General features: G+C 43.9%; 14 protein-coding genes. 7 read left to right on the forward strand and 7 right to left on the reverse strand.

Annotated elements, in window-relative coordinates; translation table 11 throughout:
• Positions 1–31: 31 nt before the first annotated feature.
• Positions 32–1,405, reverse strand: coding sequence for an aldehyde dehydrogenase (locus SY85_RS18665; RefSeq protein ID WP_226998897.1), 1,374 nt, complete (start codon positions 1,403–1,405; stop codon positions 32–34).
• Between the two features lie 427 nt (positions 1,406–1,832).
• On the opposite strand from SY85_RS18665, the gene mrdA reads away from it, so the two are divergent.
• From mrdA to SY85_RS18685, 3 genes are all read left to right on the forward strand, one after another.
• On the forward strand, positions 1,833–3,938 hold the full coding sequence (gene mrdA, locus SY85_RS18675; protein WP_066406452.1) for a penicillin-binding protein 2: 2,106 nt from the start codon (positions 1,833–1,835) through the stop codon (positions 3,936–3,938).
• Positions 3,938–5,275: a rod shape-determining protein RodA gene (gene rodA / locus SY85_RS18680; RefSeq protein ID WP_066406453.1), complete on the forward strand. Its 1,338-nt coding sequence runs from the start codon at positions 3,938–3,940 to the stop codon at positions 5,273–5,275. Before mrdA ends, rodA begins: the two co-directional genes overlap by 1 nt.
• Before the next feature lie 198 nt (positions 5,276–5,473).
• Positions 5,474–6,211 (forward strand): MBL fold metallo-hydrolase, encoded by a 738-nt coding sequence (locus SY85_RS18685; protein ID WP_066406454.1) that lies wholly within the window; start codon positions 5,474–5,476, stop codon positions 6,209–6,211.
• Between the two features lie 135 nt (positions 6,212–6,346).
• Here the strand turns inward: SY85_RS18685 and SY85_RS18690 are convergent, their stop codons facing one another.
• Together SY85_RS18690 and purD are read right to left on the reverse strand one after the other, a co-directional pair.
• A complete protein-coding gene (locus SY85_RS18690; RefSeq protein WP_082886590.1) occupies positions 6,347–7,498 on the reverse strand; it encodes a tryptophan 2,3-dioxygenase in 1,152 nt (383 codons plus the stop codon).
• Positions 7,499–7,645: 147 nt separating this feature from the next.
• A complete protein-coding gene (gene purD, locus SY85_RS18695; RefSeq protein WP_066406456.1) occupies positions 7,646–8,932 on the reverse strand; it encodes a phosphoribosylamine--glycine ligase in 1,287 nt (428 codons plus the stop codon).
• A 124-nt stretch (positions 8,933–9,056) separates the two neighbouring features.
• Here purD and SY85_RS18700 point away from each other — a divergent pair, with 124 nt between their 5' ends.
• From SY85_RS18700 to SY85_RS18710, 3 genes are all read left to right on the forward strand, one after another.
• A complete protein-coding gene (locus tag SY85_RS18700) occupies positions 9,057–10,634 on the forward strand; it encodes a peptide MFS transporter (RefSeq protein WP_066409981.1) in 1,578 nt (525 codons plus the stop codon).
• Positions 10,635–10,703: 69 nt separating this feature from the next.
• Complete coding sequence (locus SY85_RS18705; protein ID WP_066406457.1) at positions 10,704–12,335, forward strand: peptide MFS transporter; 1,632 nt, start codon at positions 10,704–10,706, stop codon at positions 12,333–12,335.
• 64 nt (positions 12,336–12,399) lie between these two features.
• A complete protein-coding gene (locus tag SY85_RS18710; protein ID WP_082886592.1) occupies positions 12,400–13,908 on the forward strand; it encodes a peptide MFS transporter in 1,509 nt (502 codons plus the stop codon).
• Between the two features lie 150 nt (positions 13,909–14,058).
• Here the strand turns inward: SY85_RS18710 and SY85_RS18715 are convergent, their stop codons facing one another.
• On the reverse strand, positions 14,059–15,264 hold the full coding sequence (locus SY85_RS18715; RefSeq protein WP_066406460.1) for a DUF1501 domain-containing protein: 1,206 nt from the start codon (positions 15,262–15,264) through the stop codon (positions 14,059–14,061).
• A 222-nt stretch (positions 15,265–15,486) separates the two neighbouring features.
• Positions 15,487–16,944: a DUF1800 domain-containing protein gene (locus SY85_RS18720; protein ID WP_066406461.1), complete on the reverse strand. Its 1,458-nt coding sequence runs from the start codon at positions 16,942–16,944 to the stop codon at positions 15,487–15,489.
• Positions 16,945–17,048: 104 nt separating this feature from the next.
• Between SY85_RS18720 and SY85_RS18725 the strand changes: the two genes are divergently transcribed.
• Positions 17,049–18,095 (forward strand): alkane 1-monooxygenase, encoded by a 1,047-nt coding sequence (locus SY85_RS18725; protein WP_066406463.1) that lies wholly within the window; start codon positions 17,049–17,051, stop codon positions 18,093–18,095.
• Between the two features lie 14 nt (positions 18,096–18,109).
• Here the strand turns inward: SY85_RS18725 and SY85_RS18730 are convergent, their stop codons facing one another.
• Both SY85_RS18730 and SY85_RS18735 read right to left on the reverse strand, forming a co-directional pair.
• Positions 18,110–18,574, reverse strand: a complete 465-nt coding sequence (locus SY85_RS18730; protein ID WP_226998902.1) for a GNAT family N-acetyltransferase — start codon at positions 18,572–18,574, stop codon at positions 18,110–18,112.
• 102 nt (positions 18,575–18,676) lie between these two features.
• Positions 18,677–19,321 (reverse strand): autotransporter outer membrane beta-barrel domain-containing protein, encoded by a 645-nt coding sequence (locus SY85_RS18735; protein WP_066406465.1) that lies wholly within the window; start codon positions 19,319–19,321, stop codon positions 18,677–18,679.
• Positions 19,322–19,357 lie beyond the last annotated feature (36 nt).

Genomic DNA, 19,357 nt, shown 5'->3' on the forward strand with positions numbered 1-19,357 from the left:
ACAGTAAAAAGTCCCGCCAAAGCGGGACTTTTTATTTGATCAGTTTTTTAAACAAGTTGAGTTTGCCTTTAAACGGTGGGTATTTAATGGCAGGGTCTAACCAGGTCGCTGTTTTCATGATGCCTTTTTGGTGACTAAAAGTGTCAAACGAAAAGCGCCCGTGGTAGGCTCCAATACCACTAGTGCCCCGGCCACCAAAGGGTAGCTGATGGTTGGTCAAATGCCAGCTGGCATTGTTGATACAACCGCCACCAAAAGGAATGGACTTGAGCCAGTGATTTGCCCGGTCATTGCTGGAAGTAAACACATACAGGGCCAGCGGGTTCTTATGCGTGCGGATGATCCGGTATACATCCTCTTCCTGCTCCCATGTAAGCACCGGAAGCAAGGGGCCAAAGATCTCTTCCTGCATCACAGGGGCATCTAATGGCGGGTTATCTAACAAAGTTGGTTCAATAAAATGAGTGGCAGCGTCGATTCGGCCACCATAGATCACGTGTTCCTTTTGTATATAACTGGTCAGGCGGTGAAACGATTTGTCGTTTACAATCTTGCCAAAATGATAATCGCGTACACCTTCCGTATTATAAAAGGCTCCTATCTGCTGCTTTAATTCTTTAAGAAAAGCATCCTTTATACTGACATGTAGCAGTAAGTAATCGGGTGCCACACACATCTGGCCGGCATTGGAAAACTTGGTTAGTGCAATGCGTTTAGCAGCTATTTTCAGATTAGCGTCTTTTTCAATGATACAGGGGCTTTTACCACCCAGTTCCAGTGTAACCGGCACCAGCTTTTTGGCTGCCATCTCGTAAATAACAGTACCAATTTGTGTGCTGCCGGTGTAGAATACGTGATCAAACCGGAAGTTGTTCATCATCTGTGGAATCACTGTCGCCCCATCGCCCTGTATTATACTTATATAACGCTGGTCAAACGTTTCAGTAATGATCGTTTCCAGGATAGAGGCTGTGGCGGGTGCAAATTCACTGGGTTTCAATACTACACAGTTCCCAGCAGCAATAGCGCCAACCAGCGGTGATAGTAAAAGCTGCACCGGGTAGTTCCAGGGGCTAATGATCAAAACCACGCCCAAAGGTTCGGGCAGGATAAAACTCTTGCCAGGGAAGTTCAGCAGGTTGGTGCCTACCCGCTTAGGCCGCATCCACTTTTTTAAATGCTTCAGGGCATAATTTATTTCAGCAACGGTAAAGCCGATCTCTGTTACCCAGGCCTCTTCCTTATTCTTCTTTAGGTCTTTGGCTAAAGCATCATATATCGCTTCTTCATGCTGGTACAAGGCAGCTTTCAGCTTTTCCAGCTGTTCCTTCCGAAAAGCATATGAATGGGTAGCGCCGGAGGCAAAATAAGTTTGTTGCTCTTGTAATTGAAGGGCCCTGTCCATAATACACAAGGTAAGTGAATGCCGTGAAACGTCAAACGTGAGACGTGAAGCCCCACCCGGCCTCCCCGAAGGGGAAGGGAGCCAACGCGCAAAACCAGAAGATCAATCACTTTCTATTTCTTTATCTGTATTGCTCATTGAGCGTTGAATATTGAGCATTGAACATTCCTTCTTCTTTTCGAATTTCGCGTTTCCCATTTTGCATTTTCCTCCCTTCTCCTTCTCTCCTTAGCTCACAGGTTTCTCTATCCAGTGACTTATTGACTTCTCTTTTCTTTCCTTTCCCTCCTTTTTCTCCTAGCTCTAACAAACAATTAAGACTTTGGAATTGCGCATCTACTTAGTTTTCAAAAATTTTGCAGAAGATTGATCGCAGCATCGTAGAAACATTCTTACTTCGTATATCTATTCCCCGGATTTCTAATTTATGTCGGTATTTAACCAATCGCGGAGCTATATCATACGCCTGTTATTCCTGGTCGTTTTTCTTGTCATCATTGGTCAACTGTTCAACCTTCAAGTGCTGTCAGGAAAATACCAACAACTGGCACAGGCAAATGCCGTTTTCCGCAAAGTAGTGTACCCGCCACGAGGCATCATCTTCGACCGCAAGGGTAAGGCTATCTTAAATAACACTTTAATGTACGACCTGATGGTAACCCCATCACAGGTCAAGAACGTAGATACTTCATTTCTCTGTCAGCTATTGGAGATAGATACAGCCGTCTTTAAGCAGCGCATGGTGGAAGCCATTGTTCGCAACGGGCGGTTTCGTCCTTCTTCTTTTGAGGAGCTTTTAAGTCCTGAAAAATATGCACGCCTGGAAGAGAATATGTGGCGTTTCAGCAGTGGCTTTTACCTGCAACAGCGTCCTGTAAGAGTTTATCCGTTCAACGCCGCCCCACACGTAATGGGCTATGTGGGTGAGGTAGACTCTGGTATCATTGCCCGCTCTGGTGGTTTTTACCAGGCTGGCGACTACGTGGGCCGCAGTGGATTAGAAGCTTATTATGAAAGGGTACTGATGGGTCAGCGCGGTGTGCAGTTTATGATCAAAGACAACAAGAACCGCTTGGTAGGTCAATATGAGAATGGGCAGTTTGATACAGCAGCGATAGCTGGTAGAGGACTGCGCACCTTTATAGATATAGATATTCAGCAGCTGGCTGAGAAACTAATGGCCAATAAAGTAGGGGCTGTGGTAGCACTCGAGCCTAAAACGGGTGGTATCATTGCCATGGTCTCCGGCCCCAATTATGATCCCAATGCCTTGACCGGCTCTGAAAAAAAGAAAAACTATTCTAAGCTAGTATTAGATGTAGCCGGCCCCTTGTTGAACCGAGCTATTGCTGGTACCTATCCTCCAGGCTCTACGTTTAAACCAATTGGTGGTCTTGTGGCGCTAGATGAAGGGTTGATCACGCCTAGGTTTGGTTACCCATGTGGCGGTCGTTACTATGCCTGTGGTATTGGAAAGCCTGCTTGTACACACTCTGGTGGTGGCCACGCTGCCACTTTGCGCCTGGCAATTGCTAACTCTTGTAACTCCTATTTTACCCATGTATACCGCATGGCAGTAGATAACCCCAAGTACCGTAATGTAGAAGAGGGCTATGCTGTATGGAGGCATTACCTCAATAACTTTGGATTGGGGGTACAATTGGGTGTTGACTTACCGGGTGAATACAGAAAATCCGGTATTCCGGATACATCCGTTTATAACCGGGTTTACCGCAACTCCTGGAGTTCTTGTACCAACCTGACCTTGGGTATAGGACAGGATATGATGCTGGCTACCCCACTGCAGTTAGCCAACTCCATGTGCATCATTGCAAACAAAGGCTATTACTATACCCCACATTTTGTAAGAGATATTGATGGCGAAACAAAAGATGATACCATCCTAAATAAATTCCGTCAAAAACACGAAGTTTTGACACATATCTCCGATACAGCTTTTGAAGCAGTGATCAGTGGTATGCAGGATGTGGTAGAAATAGGTACAGCTCGTGTGGCCAAAGTACCGGGCTTTAATGTATGTGCTAAAACAGGTACGGCAGAAAACTACCGGATCATTGATCGCAAAAAGGTGAAGCTGAAAGATAACTCCATGTTTGTGTGCTTTGCTCCACGCGAAAATCCAAAGATCGCTATTGCTGTAGTAGTAGAGAACGCGGGCTTTGGTGCTACCTGGGGTGGTAACATTGCACAGCTCTTAATGGAAAAATACCTGACGGATTCGCTGCGTCCTGAGCGGGCTAAAGAGGCCGAGCGTATTGCCAGTAGCAATCTGATGCCTCCTTATCTATCACGGTTACAATACATTGAGGACTCTACGCGTGCACGTCTCTATTTTGACCTGACCAAAGACAGCAGCTATCTTAGAAAATATATTCACAGAGGATTACCGTCTGCCCCGGCTAAGAAAGACTCTTCGGCCCCCAAGCCCAAGACCCGCCTGGCCTACTTGCCAATTTGGGAAGCTGTATTGCCTAAAGAACTAATTGATCTTAAAAAGAAATCCGTAGCCTAATGAGCAAGAGTAAGGGAAGTATTTCAAAAGGAGTGGATGTTATAACCATCTGGTTGTATATCCTGTTAGTGGGTATCGGGCTGACGGCCATCTTTGCGGTAACGTATAAGGAAGGCGATCCCATCATCTCCAGCTTTTTTACCTTCAAAACTGATTACAGTAAGCAGTTTGTCTTTTTTATCGTTTCGTTTATCATAGGAATCTTCATACTGGTCACCGATAGTAAGTTCTTCCCGGCAACCGCCAACCTCTGGTATGCCGTAGGGATCTTCCTGCTATTGCTGGTGTTTCCATTTCACTCCAATGTAAAGGGAACAGAGTCGATCATCCGTTTGGGAGGTATTCAGTTTCAGCCGGCCGAGTTCTGTAAGGTCTGTGTATGCCTGGCGCTGGCCAAGTACATTTCTCTACCCGATATGGATTTTAGCAAAAAGCGCTCGCAGCTTATTGCAGCAGCTATTGCCCTTACCCCGGCATTGATCACTATCGCGCAAAAAGAAACAGGTCTGGCCCTGGTGTATTTCTCTTTCTTTTTAGTGATGTACCGAGAAGGCTTACCACCTACCATTTTGATCATTGCCTTTTCTATTGCCGCCCTGGTAATTGCTTCCATAGTAATTGAGCCTAATACACTAGCTATTTCGCTTACTGTTATTGCGGGGTTGGTTATCCTGTTGAACAGGCGCCAGATTCGGAAGCATAAAGGTCTTTTGGTGCCCATTATCGCCTTGTGGTTTGTATGTGTAGGTATACAGCGTTTTGCCGTGCCATTCCTGTTTGCCAATGTGTTACAAAAGCACCAGGTGGAGCGTATTTATTCACTGTTCGGTAAAGACAATCCTTATTCAGAAGGCCCAATGATTGCTAACGCTGCCGGAGCTCCCAAAAAAGACAATACCGCCGACTACAATGTGCGACAATCAAAGATTGCCATTGGCTCGGGAGGATTACTGGGTAAAGGTTTGTTACAGGGTACCCAAACCCGCTATGACTTTGTACCCGAGCAGCGTACCGACTTTATCTTTTGTACAATAGGAGAGGGCTTTGGCTTTGTAGGTACTACCGTATTGTTATTGGTCTATCTCTTGCTGCTTTTCCGGATTATTATTCTGGCCGAGCGACAACGAAGTGTGTTCAGTCGATGCTATGCCTATGGTGTAGCCGCCGTTTTATTCTTCCACATTGCCATTAATGTGGCCATGACGGTGGGACTAGCACCCGTAATTGGTATCCCATTACCATTTGTAAGCTATGGCGGTACGGCCTTACTTACGTTTACCATTCTGCTGTTCATCCTGATTCGACTGGATGCAGACCGGCAGATGGTATTGCGATAACCCCCTGTCCCCCCTAAAGGGGAGACTTAGGCTTATTATACTGCCGTTATACAATCATCTTTATAGATAAATCATAAATAAGAATGCCTCCTAAAGGAGGCATTCTTATTTAACTCATATTACTAAGTAACAGGTTCTGTAAAAGGAAAACAACGCTCTAAGTCTCCCCTTTAGGGGGACAGGGGGTATCTTTGCGCCATGAAAGTGATTCCATTATCCGAGGGCTCATTTACGATAGATAAAACCAAGCTATTTGTGCCCTTTGATGAACAGACAGATGTATTGAATGAGCGCCCCATTGGAAGCTTATTAGTAGAGATCCAGCCTTTCCTGGTTATTACCTCAAAAGATGTGTTGTTGCTAGACGCTGGTTTAGGATATAATACTCCTGATGGCAAATTGCAAATCCATGAAAATATACGCGCTGCAGGCTATGAACCCGGGCAGGTAACTAAAGTATTGATGTCGCATCTGCACAAAGACCATGCAGGTGGTGTCAGCAACTCTAGATCCCGTGTTCTCAACTTCCCGAATGCAACCTATTACGTACAAAAGCGGGAGCTGGATTTCGCCTTGGCAAAAGGCCTACCCTCGTTTTTGCCGGAGGAGCTAGAACCACTACTAAATTCACCACAAGTAAAGTTTTTAAATGATGATGAAGGCACCATTGATGACTATATAACTTACTGGCATACCGGCGCCCATTCACCCAATCACCAGGTGTTTTGGATCAGGGAAGAAGGTGAGACCATCTTCTTTGGTGGTGATGATGCTCCCCAGTTGCAGCAAATGAAAGTGCGTTATAAAACCAAGTACGACTTTGATCCTGAAAAAGCCATGCACCTGCGCAAACAATGGTGGGAGCAGGGCAATAAAGAAGGCTGGCAGTTTTTGTTCTATCACGATATCAAACACGCAACGTACAAGCAGGCATAGACAAGCTTGTGAATGGTCAATGGTGAGTAGCTAGCGCACAAGGCCCAAAGATTAAACAGTGCTACATAAAAAAAGCACTCCGTTAGTGGAGTGCTTTTCGTTTATAAAGCTATTTGTAAATAATAATACTCGTTGCTAAGCGGGCCTTGTGCTATGGGTCCTTCCCCCTTCGGGGGAGTTGGAGGGGGCTGCAAATCCCAACTTCTGCTCAATCGCCTTTGGCAATTGTGGTAGTCTTCTTCTTTCAATAAGGAAAGATGTTAACTGCGCAATCTCCTTAAAGATATAGTGCTTGTCAGCAGCTGATTTTAAGTAGTCTTTACCACTGCTTCCACCTGTTCCAATACGGGTACCGATCATGCGGTGCACCATATTCATATGGCGGTGACGCCAGGTGCTTAGTTGCTCGTCGATCTCCAAAAGATTATTCAACAGCTGGAAGGGCAGTTGTAATAAAGGATAGCCGCGATACAGCATGATGAACAAAGCAGCACGATTAGCTTTAGCAGAAAGCGTATAGTGTGTTTCCTTGTGCTCAAACATCACTTCATGGAATGCTTCCAGGTTGTTCTTTTCGGCTTCCGCAAGACTGTTGCTGTAACTATTGGTATAGGCCACCCAGAATGGGTGAATATCATTGGTTTTTGATGGAGAGAGCTCTTTCCATGCTTCTGCATCATCAAAGAAAGGCATACGCTCCAGCCAGTCGTTCACCAATTGTAAGAAAGATTGGTTGGTCTCAGCCTGTTTGATCAGGTCTACGTGTTCCTGGCGTAACTGCGCGGTGTAGTATTCTTTTCCGTGGCGGTACTCAAACTTCAATCCTAGTTTGGCTTCCAACAGTTTAAACTGCCAGCTCTGAAAACCAGAAGCCGGACGCAGCATATCGCGGAAGTCCAGGAAGTCCATAGGTGTCATGGTTTCCAGGATATCAATTTGATGTACCAGCACACGCAGGATCACAACCATGCGGTTCAGGCGGTGAACCACAGTTTGCAACTCCGGTGAGTTATCATTCAGCGAAGGCTGTCGCATAATAGCAACCAGTGAATCTGCCTCGTGATGCAGCTGCTTGAACCATAGCTCATAGGCCTGATGGATGATGATAAACAACATTTCATCATGGGCAGAGGCATTCAGCTTATCGCTTTCAGGAAACTGTGCGTTTAGAATTTTGTCCAGTTGTAAATAATCGTGGTAATGCACGTCACCTGATCCAGACACTTGGCTTGCTCCAAAGGGGCAACCTTGACTTGTAGTGTCGTTTTTCAATTCATTAGCAGACATATCGTTGTACTTACTTGAGAAATTAGTTTATAAACTATGTTTTGGTTTCATATAGTGCTTCCCCATTCACGTCTCATCACTCATCACTCACGCTGCTTGCCCTATTGCGTGCAGCGTGTAGCGTTCAGCTTGCAGCTTTCTCACCACTCACGAGATAAACTCATACCCAATATCACTTCTATAATACTTGTCTTCAAAGTCTATCGTATCCATAATGGTCTTAGCATTGTCCACCGCTGCTTCAACAGTATCAGCAAGCGCTGTTACGCAAAATACGCGACCACCATTGGTAACAATGGTTCCATCTATATCCTTTGTTCCTGCATGAAATACAAAAACATCATTGCCCTGTTCAAACTCTTTCAGACCACTAATGGGTAGTCCTTTTTTGTGTTCATTAGGGTATCCACCGCTTACAGCCATTATTGTGGTTGCAAAACGGCTATCATGTTCTATAGGGGTGTTGGTCAGTTCTCCTTTAGCAGTAGCTGTTAAGAGTTCTACCAGGTCATTCTTCAACCGGGGCATTACTACTTCTGTTTCCGGGTCACCCATGCGGCAGTTGTATTCAATAACATAAGGTTCATCACCCACTTTCATCAAGCCAATGAAGACGAAGCCTTTATAATCCAGGTTATCTTTTTGCAGTCCTTTTACGGTAGGTTCTACAACTTTAGTAATCACCTTTTGCATGAAGGTATTGTCGGCAAATGGAACCGGGCTTACGGCACCCATGCCACCGGTGTTAAGACCCGTATCACCTTCTCCCACACGCTTATAATCTTTTGCTTCGGGCAGCACTACATAGTTGTTGCCGTCGGTCAATACAAATACAGAGAGCTCAATTCCATCTAAATATTCTTCTACTACCACGCGCTTACCGGCTTCGCCAAATTTGGCGCGTTGGATCATCAGCTCAAATTCAGAAACGGCTTCAACATGGTTCTGGCAGATGATTACACCCTTACCAGCAGCCAGACCATCTGCTTTTAATACAATAGGTAAGGTATGACGGTGCAGGTATTCTACTCCATCCGTAAAATTTTCGGTTGTGAATTCCCGGTAGGCGGCAGTTGGAATGCCGTGGCGGTCCATAAAAGCCTTGGCAAAGGCCTTACTACCCTCCAGTTGGGCGGCTTCCTGTGAAGGACCAATGATCAGCAAATGTTGCGTGGCAGGGTCTGTTTTCAAATAATTAACTAAACCTTTTACTAAAGGTTCTTCCGGACCTATCACAACAAGTTCAATATTGCGTTCTAAACAAGTAGTTTTGATTGCTTCGAAATCCGTAACGCTAAAAGAAAGGTTAGTACCATGTTGTGCAGTGCCGGTATTACCGGGTGCTATAAACAACTGGTCACAAAACTTGCTTTGCGTCAATTTCCAGGCAAGCGCATGCTCTCGTCCGCCCGAGCCTAATAATAAAATATTCATGAGGAGGGAGATAATGTGGTGCGAAGTTCGGGGAAGAAGGTGAAAGAACAGAAATATATCTGACAACGGTATTTTTCACTATTTTGTACCCCTCATCAATAAAATGTCTAACGAAAAGGCTATTATGAATTCAACTATTCTAGAAAAAGACGTACCCCAGAAAGGTCACCCAAAAGGTTTGTATGTGTTGTTTGCCACAGAGATGTGGGAACGTTTTAACTACTATGGCATGCGCGCCATCCTGGTGCTGTTCATGACCAAAGCATTGTTGTTTGATAAGGCTTTTGCTTCCAACTTATATGGAAGCTATACAGGGCTGGTGTATTTAACACCCTTGATCGGTGGTTACATGGCCGACAGATATTGGGGTAACAAACGCTCCATTATTGTTGGTGGATTGATCATGGCCATCGGAGAATTTTTATTGTTCTTCTGTGGTTCATTATATAATAGCTCGGAATCGTTGTCAACGCTTCTATTCTTTTCCGGCCTAGGCTTTATGATTGCCGGTAATGGATTCTTTAAACCAAATATTTCTTCTTTAGTTGGTCAGTTATATCCTAAAGGAGACAGACGCATTGATGCAGCCTATACCATCTTCTATATGGGTATCAACGTAGGTGGTGCTTTTGGACCTTTCCTTTGCGGTTTGGTAGGTGACACCGGAAACCCAGCTGATTTTAAATGGGCCTTCCTGGTGGCCGGTATTGGTATGTTGATCAGCGTAGTAGTTCAACTACTTTTTCATAACAAATATGTTAAAGATCCAAAATCAGGCGAGGTGCTTGGCTTAACACCTACAACTCATGTAAACGTTGATGAGACTGATAAAGGCGATGTGTTGAAGCCAGTAAGTACTCCAAGCAAAGCAACCAACCCGTTTTTGATGGCGGTTGGGTTGTTATTGTTCTCTTTCCTTGCAGTTGGTTTGATCTATGTAGATGCCAAAGTATTTAGTTACTTATTCTATTTATTGATCGCTTCTATCGTGTTGATTGCTTCGATCATCTTTACCGATAAGAAATTGACAAGCGGTGAGAAAACAAGAGTAGCTGTGATTTTCATCGTATCCTTCTTCGTGATCTTTTTCTGGAGTGCCTTCGAGCAAGCCGGTGCTTCATTGACATACTTTGCCGAAGAGCAAACACAACGCCAGGTAGGTTCATTTACAGTGCCTGCCAGCTGGTTCCAGTCGTTGAATTCCGTTTTTGTTGTGGCTTTTGCCCCTCTATTTGCCTGGTTATGGGTTAAGATGGGAAAAAGAGAGCCGTCTTCGCCTACTAAAATGGCATTAGGTCTGTTCTTGTTAGCAGTAGGTTATCTATGGATTGGCTTTGGTGTAAAAGATGTAGCGCCAGGTGTAAAAGTGAGCATGATCTGGTTAACAGGTATGTACGCTTTGCATACATGGGGTGAACTGTGTTTATCTCCTATTGGTTTATCAATGGTAAACAAACTGGCTCCATTGAAATTTGCTTCTTTACTAATGGCCGTTTGGTTTACAGCTAATGCATTTGCCAATAACCTGGCTGGAAAGCTAAGTGCCTTGTATCCAGAAGCTGGCAAGCCTACCGTTTTCCTTGGTTATCAAATGACCAATATGAATGACTTCTTTATGTTGTTCGTAGGTATGGCAGGTGTTGCTTCTATCATCTTGTTCCTGCTTTCTAAGAAGCTGCAGACGATGATGAATGCTAAATAATCACACAATATATTAATTCACAAGGGTGGTGTTTTTTACATCACCCTTCTTTTTGTAAACACATGAATTATGTTTAAGAAACATCCGAAGGCGCTTCCTTTTTTGTTTTTTTCTGAAATGTGGGAACGCTTTGGCTACTACTTGATGGTGGGCATCTTTACGCTTTACCTCAAAGATGTAAAAGCTGGTTTTTCCATGACGGAAGCGGAGGCCGCTGATCTCTATGGAACCTTTATTGCCCTTGTATTCTTAACACCTTTCTTAGGTGGCCTGCTGGCCGATCGTTACCTGGGTTATCGCAAATCCATCATTGCAGGCGGTCTCTTAATGGCAGTAGGTTACAGTCTGATGTTTGTACACAGCCTGGCTACTGTATATACAGCTATGACGCTGGTGATCATTGGTAATGGTTTCTTTAAGCCTAATATCTCCACCTTGTTAGGTAATGTGTATTCTACCCCGCAGTATGAAAAGCAAAAGGATGATGGCTACAATATCTTTTACATGGGTATCAATATTGGCGCCTTCATCTGCAACTTTATCAGTGCCGCCCTATATAGTGCTTATGGTTGGGGCTATGCGTTCTTGTCGGCGGGTATAGGGATGTTTATAGGAGTGATCATCTTTATAGCTGGTACGCGCCACTATAAAGCCTTTGACATAAAGAAAGAGGTGAGTGAGAACGATATGCCGATGTCGAAGATTGTGATGCTCATATTAGTACCATCCATCATTGCCGGTGTTATTGGCTGGATGATTCCAGGTTCTTTGGTTGGATCCGATTCTACGGATGCTTTCATCTTTGCTTGTATACCGGTGATCTATTTTTATGCATCGCTATACTTTAAAGCAAATGCAGAAGATAAGCGCCCGGTTGCAGCCTTGCTGGCCATCTTCGCAGTAGTGATCTTATTCTGGGCCGTGTTCAAACAAAATGGTTCTGCTTTGAATACATGGGCCGACCGCTATACGGATCGCACTGTTACCGGAAACACAGAGCATGCATTTCGTTTCTTTAAACAGGCGCAGCCACTGGCATATAAAAAAGACTCTGTTGCATTATACGATGAGCAGTTTCGTTTGCAAAAAGAAAACGGCGTAGTCGTAAAGGAATATAACTATCCTACTTATTTTCGCAACATTCCGGAAGCAGAACGCCCATCAGATGGTAATGAAGTAAGTTTATGGGCTACCAACTTAAGCCAGTCCATCAACCCTGGTTGGGTAATCGCTTTAACGCCATTGATTGTGGCATTCTTTACCTGGATGCGGCGTCGGAATCGTGAGCCTTCTACGGCTACCAAAATAGCGTTTGGATTATTTATTTCAGGGTTATCAGCTTTAGTAATGGTTGGTGCTGTGTATGCCAGTAACAATGGGGCTGAGAAAGCCAGCGTATTATGGCTGATCTGCAGCTACGGTGTGATTACTATTGGGGAGTTGCTGTTAAGCCCCATGGGATTATCTATTGTGTCCAAGCTTAGCCCGGTTCGTATTACCTCATTGATGATGGGTGGCTGGTTTTTATCAACCTCTATTGGTAATAAACTATCGGGTGTCCTTGCTACGCTTTGGGATACGTATGATCATAAAGCCAACTATTTCTGGTTGAACTTTATCCTCCTCATGTCAGCGGCCATTCTTTGCTTCCTGCTGCTACGTTGGTTAAACGGCATCATGAAGGAAAAAGGGGTGAAATAGTTGCCAACTCAAATCATGTTTTAAATCGCCGTAACGGCACTCAATTCGTTTTTCTAATAATACCATGATAGAACTTAAAACATCAGCGGCGCCAGTAAATAAGTTGGAGGCGCCTGTTAGCCGCAAACACCCCCGGCAATTGTATATGCTGTTCTTTGCCGAAATGTGGGAACGATTCTCATTCTACGGAATGAAGGCCTTGTTGTTGGCCTATATGGTTACCCAATTGAAGTTTGATGAACCCAAAGGTTACGCCATTCTGGGTTCCTATGCAGCATTGGTTTACACGATGCCGATGTTTGGCGGTATGATGGCAGACCGCTTTCTGGGTTACCGACGAAGCGTTTTATTTGGAGGCATACTGATGTCGATAGGGCATTTGGTATTAGCCATTCCAGAAGACTGGAGTTTCTTCTATGGCATGGCTTTCATTATCTGTGGTAATGGTTTCTTTAAGCCTAATATTTCCAGCCTTGTTGGTACGCTTTACAGTAATAACGATCCTAGAAAGGATAGTGCCTTTTCACTCTTTTACATGGGCATCAACATAGGTGCTGCGCTTGGTGGGATACTCTGTGGCTATGTAGGTGAGCGCATCAACTGGCATTATGGCTTTGGTCTTGCCGGTATTTTTATGATACTCGGTCTTATTGTATTTGCTATAGGTAAGAAGTCGTTATTGGAAAAAGGTCTGCCTCCAGATGAAGCTTATTTGAAAAAGCCACGGTTTGCTTTTGTAACAACAGAACATATTATTTATGCGGCTACCTTACTGGTAATTCCAGTCATCGTTCTGCTGTTTCATCAATATGAGGTAATGGATTATCTCATGTTTGGATTAGGGTTGGCAGCTATTTCCTATATTTTATTCGTGGCTTTCCAGTTAGAAAGAGGGGCTAAGTTTAAGCTGTTGGCGGCCTTGGTAATGATTGTCTCCTCTACGCTTTTCTGGGCCTTTTATGAGCAGAATGCAGGATCGCTGAACCTCTTTGCTATGCGTAATGTGGACATGCACTTTTTTGGCTTTGATTTGCCCGCTTTATCTGTCAATAACTTTCTGCCGCCAGGCTGGGTGATCCTACTAAGTTTGGTTTTTGCCTGGCTATGGCCATGGTTAAGCAAAAGAGGAAAGGAGCCTTCTACACCTTTGAAGTTTGCGTTGTCTTTCATTTTAATGGGTGTTGGCTTTTTAGTGTTTTACCTGGCTTGTAGCATCAGTAAATCAAATGGCTTGATTCCGCTGTGGGCCTTCGTTGCCGGCTACTTCTTTGTTATCTGTGGTGAGTTGTGCATATCGCCTATCGGTCTTTCCATGGTAACCAAATTAGCACCTGCTAAAATTGTTGCCTTGATGATGGGGATCTGGTTTTTTGCAAGCGCCATTGGTGAATTTATGGCTGGTAAAATTGGCTCCTTAATGAGTGTGCCTGAAAATGTTGTAAACGATCCGGTGCAATCCCTGCCTTATTATGCAAACATTTTGAATAAGATTGGATTGGGTTCAATCGGTATTGGTGTGTTGTTGATTTGCTTAGTGCCCGTAATCCGTAGATGGATGAAGGATGTGAAGTAATTGTTATCGAATACGCAATTAAATGAAGAAGCACTCCCTAAAGTGGAGTGCTTTTGTATTTATTGATCTCTTTGTAAACGTAACGTATTGTTGAAAAGCCAAGCGCTGTGCTTTGGGTCTCCTTCCCTTCGGGGGAGCGGGAGGGGGGCTTTAAATAAACTTCAACTGCTCATACTTTTTACCTAAGATCTTCTGATCATCGGCTCGTAACCACTTATCTAACACCGTAGCATATACGTTTTTAAAATCTACTTTATATTTCAGATCGCCTTCATCCAGATCATTTAAATCAGGCAAGGCATTAAGAATACCTTTTTCTTTTAGTCCGCCACCAATAAAGAACATGTTGTTTGCTGTACCATGATCGGTGCCACCACTTGCGTTTTGCGCTACACGGCGACCAAACTCTGAAAAGGTAAAGAACAATACATCATTGAAGCGGTTGTTGGCCTTCAGGTCTTTGATAAAGGCCGCTACGGCATCATTCATTTCCTTAAATAAACGTTGCTGTTGCTGCTCCTGGTTAACGTGTGTATCAAAGCTGCCTAGCGATACATAATAGACCTTGGTGTTGATCTCTGAATAGATCAGAGAAGCAATGGTTTTTAAGTTTGTGCCTAACTCTGTCTTAGGGTAATCTGCTCCAGTAGGATGCAGACGGGACTGCTTAAAAATATAGTCTGCAGATGAAAGTGTTTCGGCCATTGTTTTATACAAATACTCTACTGGCTCTTCATCATGATGATGGTCTGCACTGTGTTGTTTGGATACCTCTTTAAAGAAACGCTCATTGCTGGTACCAAACAGGCGCTTGGGGTCTTTAAAAGCCAGTGCTTTTGCCTGCTCTCCCTTCAAGGCAAGACTTAGCACATCGTCCAACTCAAGGGCTTGAGTAGGCTTGTCACAGCCACTACATTGAGCATCTAAATAGCGCCCCAACCATCCCGTATTCCAGTACTCATTGCTTTGACTGGCGGTATGCCAAATGTCCATGCTACGGAAGTGTGAACGGTCAGGGTTAGGATAACCTACATTGTTCAAAATGCCTAGGGAACCATCGTGGTAGGCATCTGCAAAGGCCGATAGGGCAGGATGCAAACCTACTTCATCGGTTAGGCTAATGGCTTTCTCGCGCGTCACGCCAAGGCGAGGGCGTGAACGGTAATAAATATCATTACGTACAGGGATAACTGTATTCAAGCCATCATTGCCACCACTTAACTGCAATACTACAACTACCTTATTGCCAGCCGGCACCATGGCTTTGCCTTCAAAGGCTTTTAAAAACTTAGGCACCATAAATGAAGCCGTAGCTAATGATCCTACCTGTAGAAATTCGCGTCGTTTGATTAACATATGCGGCCCCTCCCAACCTCCCCGAAGGGGAGGAGTCCTACCCACAGCCCTGAAGGCAATGAGAGAACTATATTTTTATTTTGTTTATGAATTAAATTGTTGAAGTGAGCAACTATCTATAAGTGCTGCTTACTTGTTATCAACTTTATAGTAAAGAACTAATTGTAAAAACAATGCTGACCTGACCTAAGTTCCCCCTTCGGGGGACAGGGGGCCAGCCCCCTAACACATCTGGTACTCCGGCGTACTCATAATTTGTACAGTGGTGCTCTTAATAAAGTTCTCGCGTCCACTGCTGTCTGCATAGTTCTGAATAATGTCTTTTCCATAGCGAGGCACTACCTGCAGCAAGGTGGCTTGCAATGTTGTTAACAAGTTCTCTCTTGACACACTGTCAAACTGCTTGGTGTACAACTTCCAGAAGATATCAGCTTGAATAGGTTTGCCAGCCTTACCAGATTGTCCATTTTTACCCATGCTTCTTTCTTCTTGCCCACCGGTCATGTCATCATCTGTCTTGGGGCGAATGTTGAATTCATCGGCATCGGTAAAGAGCTGCGGTAGACGTAAGCGAAACATTAATGAAGAGCTGTCAATCCAGTTCTTCCCACCTGGCCAGCCAGCAACATTAGGTGGGTAGAATAACAATTGTCCCAATAGCCGTTGTACCAGTAATAACGCTTCTTCATTATCTACTGCCATCGGTAGCATGCGTTGCATACCCACAACTAATTCTACAGGCGATTTAATGCGGGTGCCAATATTTTTTTCATCATAAAACCAGTCGGCAGTAAAGATGTCCTCCATTAGCTGACTGATATTGTAATCGCTCTGGAAAAAGCGCTTAGACAGCCACTCTACTTTTTCATTGTCTACTGTTTCATTCACAAAGTAGCGGTAGATCTTTTGCGTTATATAACGGGCGGTTTGTTCATGATCCAATAAGATATCCAACACATCCTCACCGGTAAAATTTCCGGTCTTTCCTAAGACCGTTTTATTATCGGTATCATGCTGAAACCGGCGAAAGACAAACTCGCCTTTGATGTTGGAGCTCCAGCCGGTAAAGGCACGAGCGGCTTCTTTAATATCCTGTTCGGTATAATGGCCTCTGCCCATGGTGAATAATTCCATTACTTCACGGGCAAAGTTTTCATTGGGATGGTCCTTTTTGTTTTGTGCGGCATTTAGAAAGTTGAGCATGGCAGCCGATTGCGATACTTGAAGTAACAGGGTGCGGAAGCTGCCCAATGCATTCTGGCGAATGATATCCAACAACTGTTGCTGGAAGAAGATATTCAGGTTGCGAGAGGCGAAATGACCGTGCCAAAAGAACGCCATCTTTTCCCGCAGTTGCGCATCGCTGCTTACCAGCTGCTCCAGCCAGGTTAAGTTCAGGCTTTTAATACTGTCGCGTTGTTTTTGACGCACCATCTTGCGGTCTGCTTCTTCCAGGGCTTTCTTTTGTTGCTGGCGCCCCGCTTCTTCAGCGCCCATAAAAAGGCCTTTCAAATAATCATCAGCAACATCTATGTAGGCAGGCTTTTTAGAAGAGGCTTTTTGTAAAGCTTTGAAAAGGGCTTTAGGTGAAATTTCTTTTAGTTGTTCCAGCTGCTCAGTAGCAGGGCCAAAGCCGGCACGCCACATGAGATGCTGATTCTTAGTTTGGTTGGAAGGCATAAAGCGGGTAAGATTTGCAGTAAGACTTTCGTTAGGAAAAGAAGTTTAACGTCTTTTTAAAAATACATAAAGCAGCTGGTTTTAATTAAATTTGATTCAACCGTATGCGCCTTAGGGTATTTAAATATTCTTCACCACTACTGCTTTATACAGCTGCTTTGCTATCTTTCTTTGCAAGTGGCTTCCTCGTATGGATACCACTGTTATATGCCTGGTTGTTGATCCCAGCATTGGAATTGCTTCTAAAACCTGATGAACATAATCTGTCAGCCGCAGAGGAGGAGCTAACGAAGAATGATCGTATATACGATTGGTTGCTCTACATGATTGTTCCGCTGCAATACCTGTCTTTGGCTTGCTTTCTTTATAATGTTACTTATGCTACACCCGATACGATTGACATCATTGGGAAGACCATGGTGATGGGTTTGTTATGCGGCACATTTGGAATCAATGTAGGTCATGAGCTGGGCCACCGTGTCGACAAGATGGAGCAGGGACTTGCAAAGGCGCTGTTGTTAACGTCCTTGTACATGCATTTTTTTATTGAGCATAATAAAGGGCATCATAAGCGTGTGGCTACACCCGATGATCCCAGCAGTGCTCGGTTAGGAGAAACGGTTTATGGTTTTTACTTCCGCAGTATTGTATTTGGCTACCTAAGTGCATGGGAAATAGCGGCTAAGGATGTAAAGAAGAAAGGCAAGTCTTTATTCTCCTTGCAAAATGAAATGTTACAGTTCCAGTTGATTCAATTGGGGTTTGTGGTAATTATTTATGTAGCCTTCGGCGGATGGACTTTGTTATATTTTATCCTGGCTGCCATACAGGGAATGTTACTGCTGGAGACTGTCAACTATATTGAGCATTATGGTTTGCAGCGTAAGGAAATTGGCATGGGTAAGTATGAGCGGGCTATGCCAGTGCATAGCTGGAACAGCAACCATGTTATTGGGCGCGTAACCTTATTTGAACTCAGTCGTCACAGTGATCACCACTACCTGGCTAGTCGTAAATACCAGATCCTGCGTCACCACGACAACTCACCACAAATGCCTACAGGTTATCCGGGCATGATGATCCTTTCCTTAGTACCACCAGCTTGGTTCTATGTAATGAATAAACGGGTAAGGCAGTTACAGTCTGTGTAGTTGTTAGAAATACTTTAAGGCACCAATTCCATAGATAAGATAGGATAGGGCTTGCCCATGCTATCTACATCAGAGCGGGAAACCACTTGAAACCCCATATGCTTATAGAAGTCTACTGCTTGATGATTGTCTTCGTTCACATCTACCTTTTTGGCACCCAATTGGCTAATGGCATAGTGTAAAAGCAGTTTTCCAACCCCTTTTTCTATATTGAATGGATCAATAAACAGCATCTCTATTTTATCTTTTACCGTTCCTAGAAAACCAACGATATGGCCGCGCTCATTCCGGATACAAAACAGGTTAACCGCTTGAAGAAACTCGTTTAAAATCAGTGGCTTGAAATACTGGATGTCTTCTTCTTTTAAGAAGTGATGGGTAGCTCGCACAGACGCTTCCCACACATCTACGATTTCCTGGAAATCATCAGGAGAAGCCGCTTGGATGTTTTCAAAGATTTGCATTGATTCAATGCTCATATAAAAGCAGGTTTGGTAGACCAAAGGTATAAACGATAAAGAACTTTTATAATATAAAGTAAAGCTGCTACATCTCTTGATGTAACAGCTTTTGGATGAAGTTTATTTGCCCAAAAGAATTCGGAAACCGATGTAAAGTGATGAGGAAGGATTAAAGTTGGTGGCAAGGCCAATGTTCTTATTTGCTGAAGTCGATTTAAGGCCAAACGTCAAGTCCTCTATCTCCTCATTGTTATAACTTAAATTAACCAGGTCATTTAAATAGGCTTCTAAATGGAAGCGTTTACTAATAGCGTAGGCAATGCCGGGCGCTACAGAAGCCGTTATAGTTTTTGAAATAGAATTCCGGCTCTGATTAGTATTAAAGGTCTGTTCTCTTTTAGATCGACTGTATTGCATTCCTCCATTTCCAAAAAGGAGAAAGTTTTTACCTAGAGATGTATAACGCCGAGAAAACAAACCTGCAGAAAAACCATTTGATTCATCTTTCTGCATTGGTGTACTAGGTTTAGACATAGACTTTGAATAGCCTGCACTCGCGCCTATAACCCACTTCTCATTAATAGCCACTCCAATTGCAGGAGTAATATGAAAGGAGTTATAATCACTTTCGTTTGTTCCAGCTTTTGATTGCTGTTTAATATAACTAGCTCCACCACCCAATAATATGGCCCCCTTTGTGATCTGCGCTTGAGAAATAGTAGCGAAAGAAATAAATGTGCAAGCTAAGAGTAACGTTTTCTTCATGTGTTGTTGGTTTTGTGTTCTTAAAGACAACACACT

It is taken from the genome of Flavisolibacter tropicus, assembly GCF_001644645.1.
GTDB lineage: Bacteria > Bacteroidota > Bacteroidia > Chitinophagales > Chitinophagaceae > Flavisolibacter > Flavisolibacter tropicus.

Coding starts and splice junctions, on each gene's coding strand:
- SY85_RS18725 (WP_066406463.1), top strand. CDS start 17,049: ATGCGCCTTAGGGTATTTAAATATTCTTCACCACTACTGCTTTATACA.
- SY85_RS18720 (WP_066406461.1), bottom strand. CDS start 16,944: ATGCCTTCCAACCAAACTAAGAATCAGCATCTCATGTGGCGTGCCGGC.
- rodA (WP_066406453.1), top strand. CDS start 3,938: ATGAGCAAGAGTAAGGGAAGTATTTCAAAAGGAGTGGATGTTATAACC.
- SY85_RS18665 (WP_226998897.1), bottom strand. CDS start 1,405: ATGGACAGGGCCCTTCAATTACAAGAGCAACAAACTTATTTTGCCTCC.
- SY85_RS18685 (WP_066406454.1), top strand. CDS start 5,474: ATGAAAGTGATTCCATTATCCGAGGGCTCATTTACGATAGATAAAACC.
- mrdA (WP_066406452.1), top strand. CDS start 1,833: ATGTCGGTATTTAACCAATCGCGGAGCTATATCATACGCCTGTTATTC.
- purD (WP_066406456.1), bottom strand. CDS start 8,932: ATGAATATTTTATTATTAGGCTCGGGCGGACGAGAGCATGCGCTTGCC.
- SY85_RS18730 (WP_226998902.1), bottom strand. CDS start 18,574: ATGAGCATTGAATCAATGCAAATCTTTGAAAACATCCAAGCGGCTTCT.
- SY85_RS18715 (WP_066406460.1), bottom strand. CDS start 15,264: ATGTTAATCAAACGACGCGAATTTCTACAGGTAGGATCATTAGCTACG.
- SY85_RS18735 (WP_066406465.1), bottom strand. CDS start 19,321: ATGAAGAAAACGTTACTCTTAGCTTGCACATTTATTTCTTTCGCTACT.
- SY85_RS18705 (WP_066406457.1), top strand. CDS start 10,704: ATGTTTAAGAAACATCCGAAGGCGCTTCCTTTTTTGTTTTTTTCTGAA.
- SY85_RS18710 (WP_082886592.1), top strand. CDS start 12,400: ATGATAGAACTTAAAACATCAGCGGCGCCAGTAAATAAGTTGGAGGCG.
- SY85_RS18690 (WP_082886590.1), bottom strand. CDS start 7,498: ATGTCTGCTAATGAATTGAAAAACGACACTACAAGTCAAGGTTGCCCC.
- SY85_RS18700 (WP_066409981.1), top strand. CDS start 9,057: ATGAATTCAACTATTCTAGAAAAAGACGTACCCCAGAAAGGTCACCCA.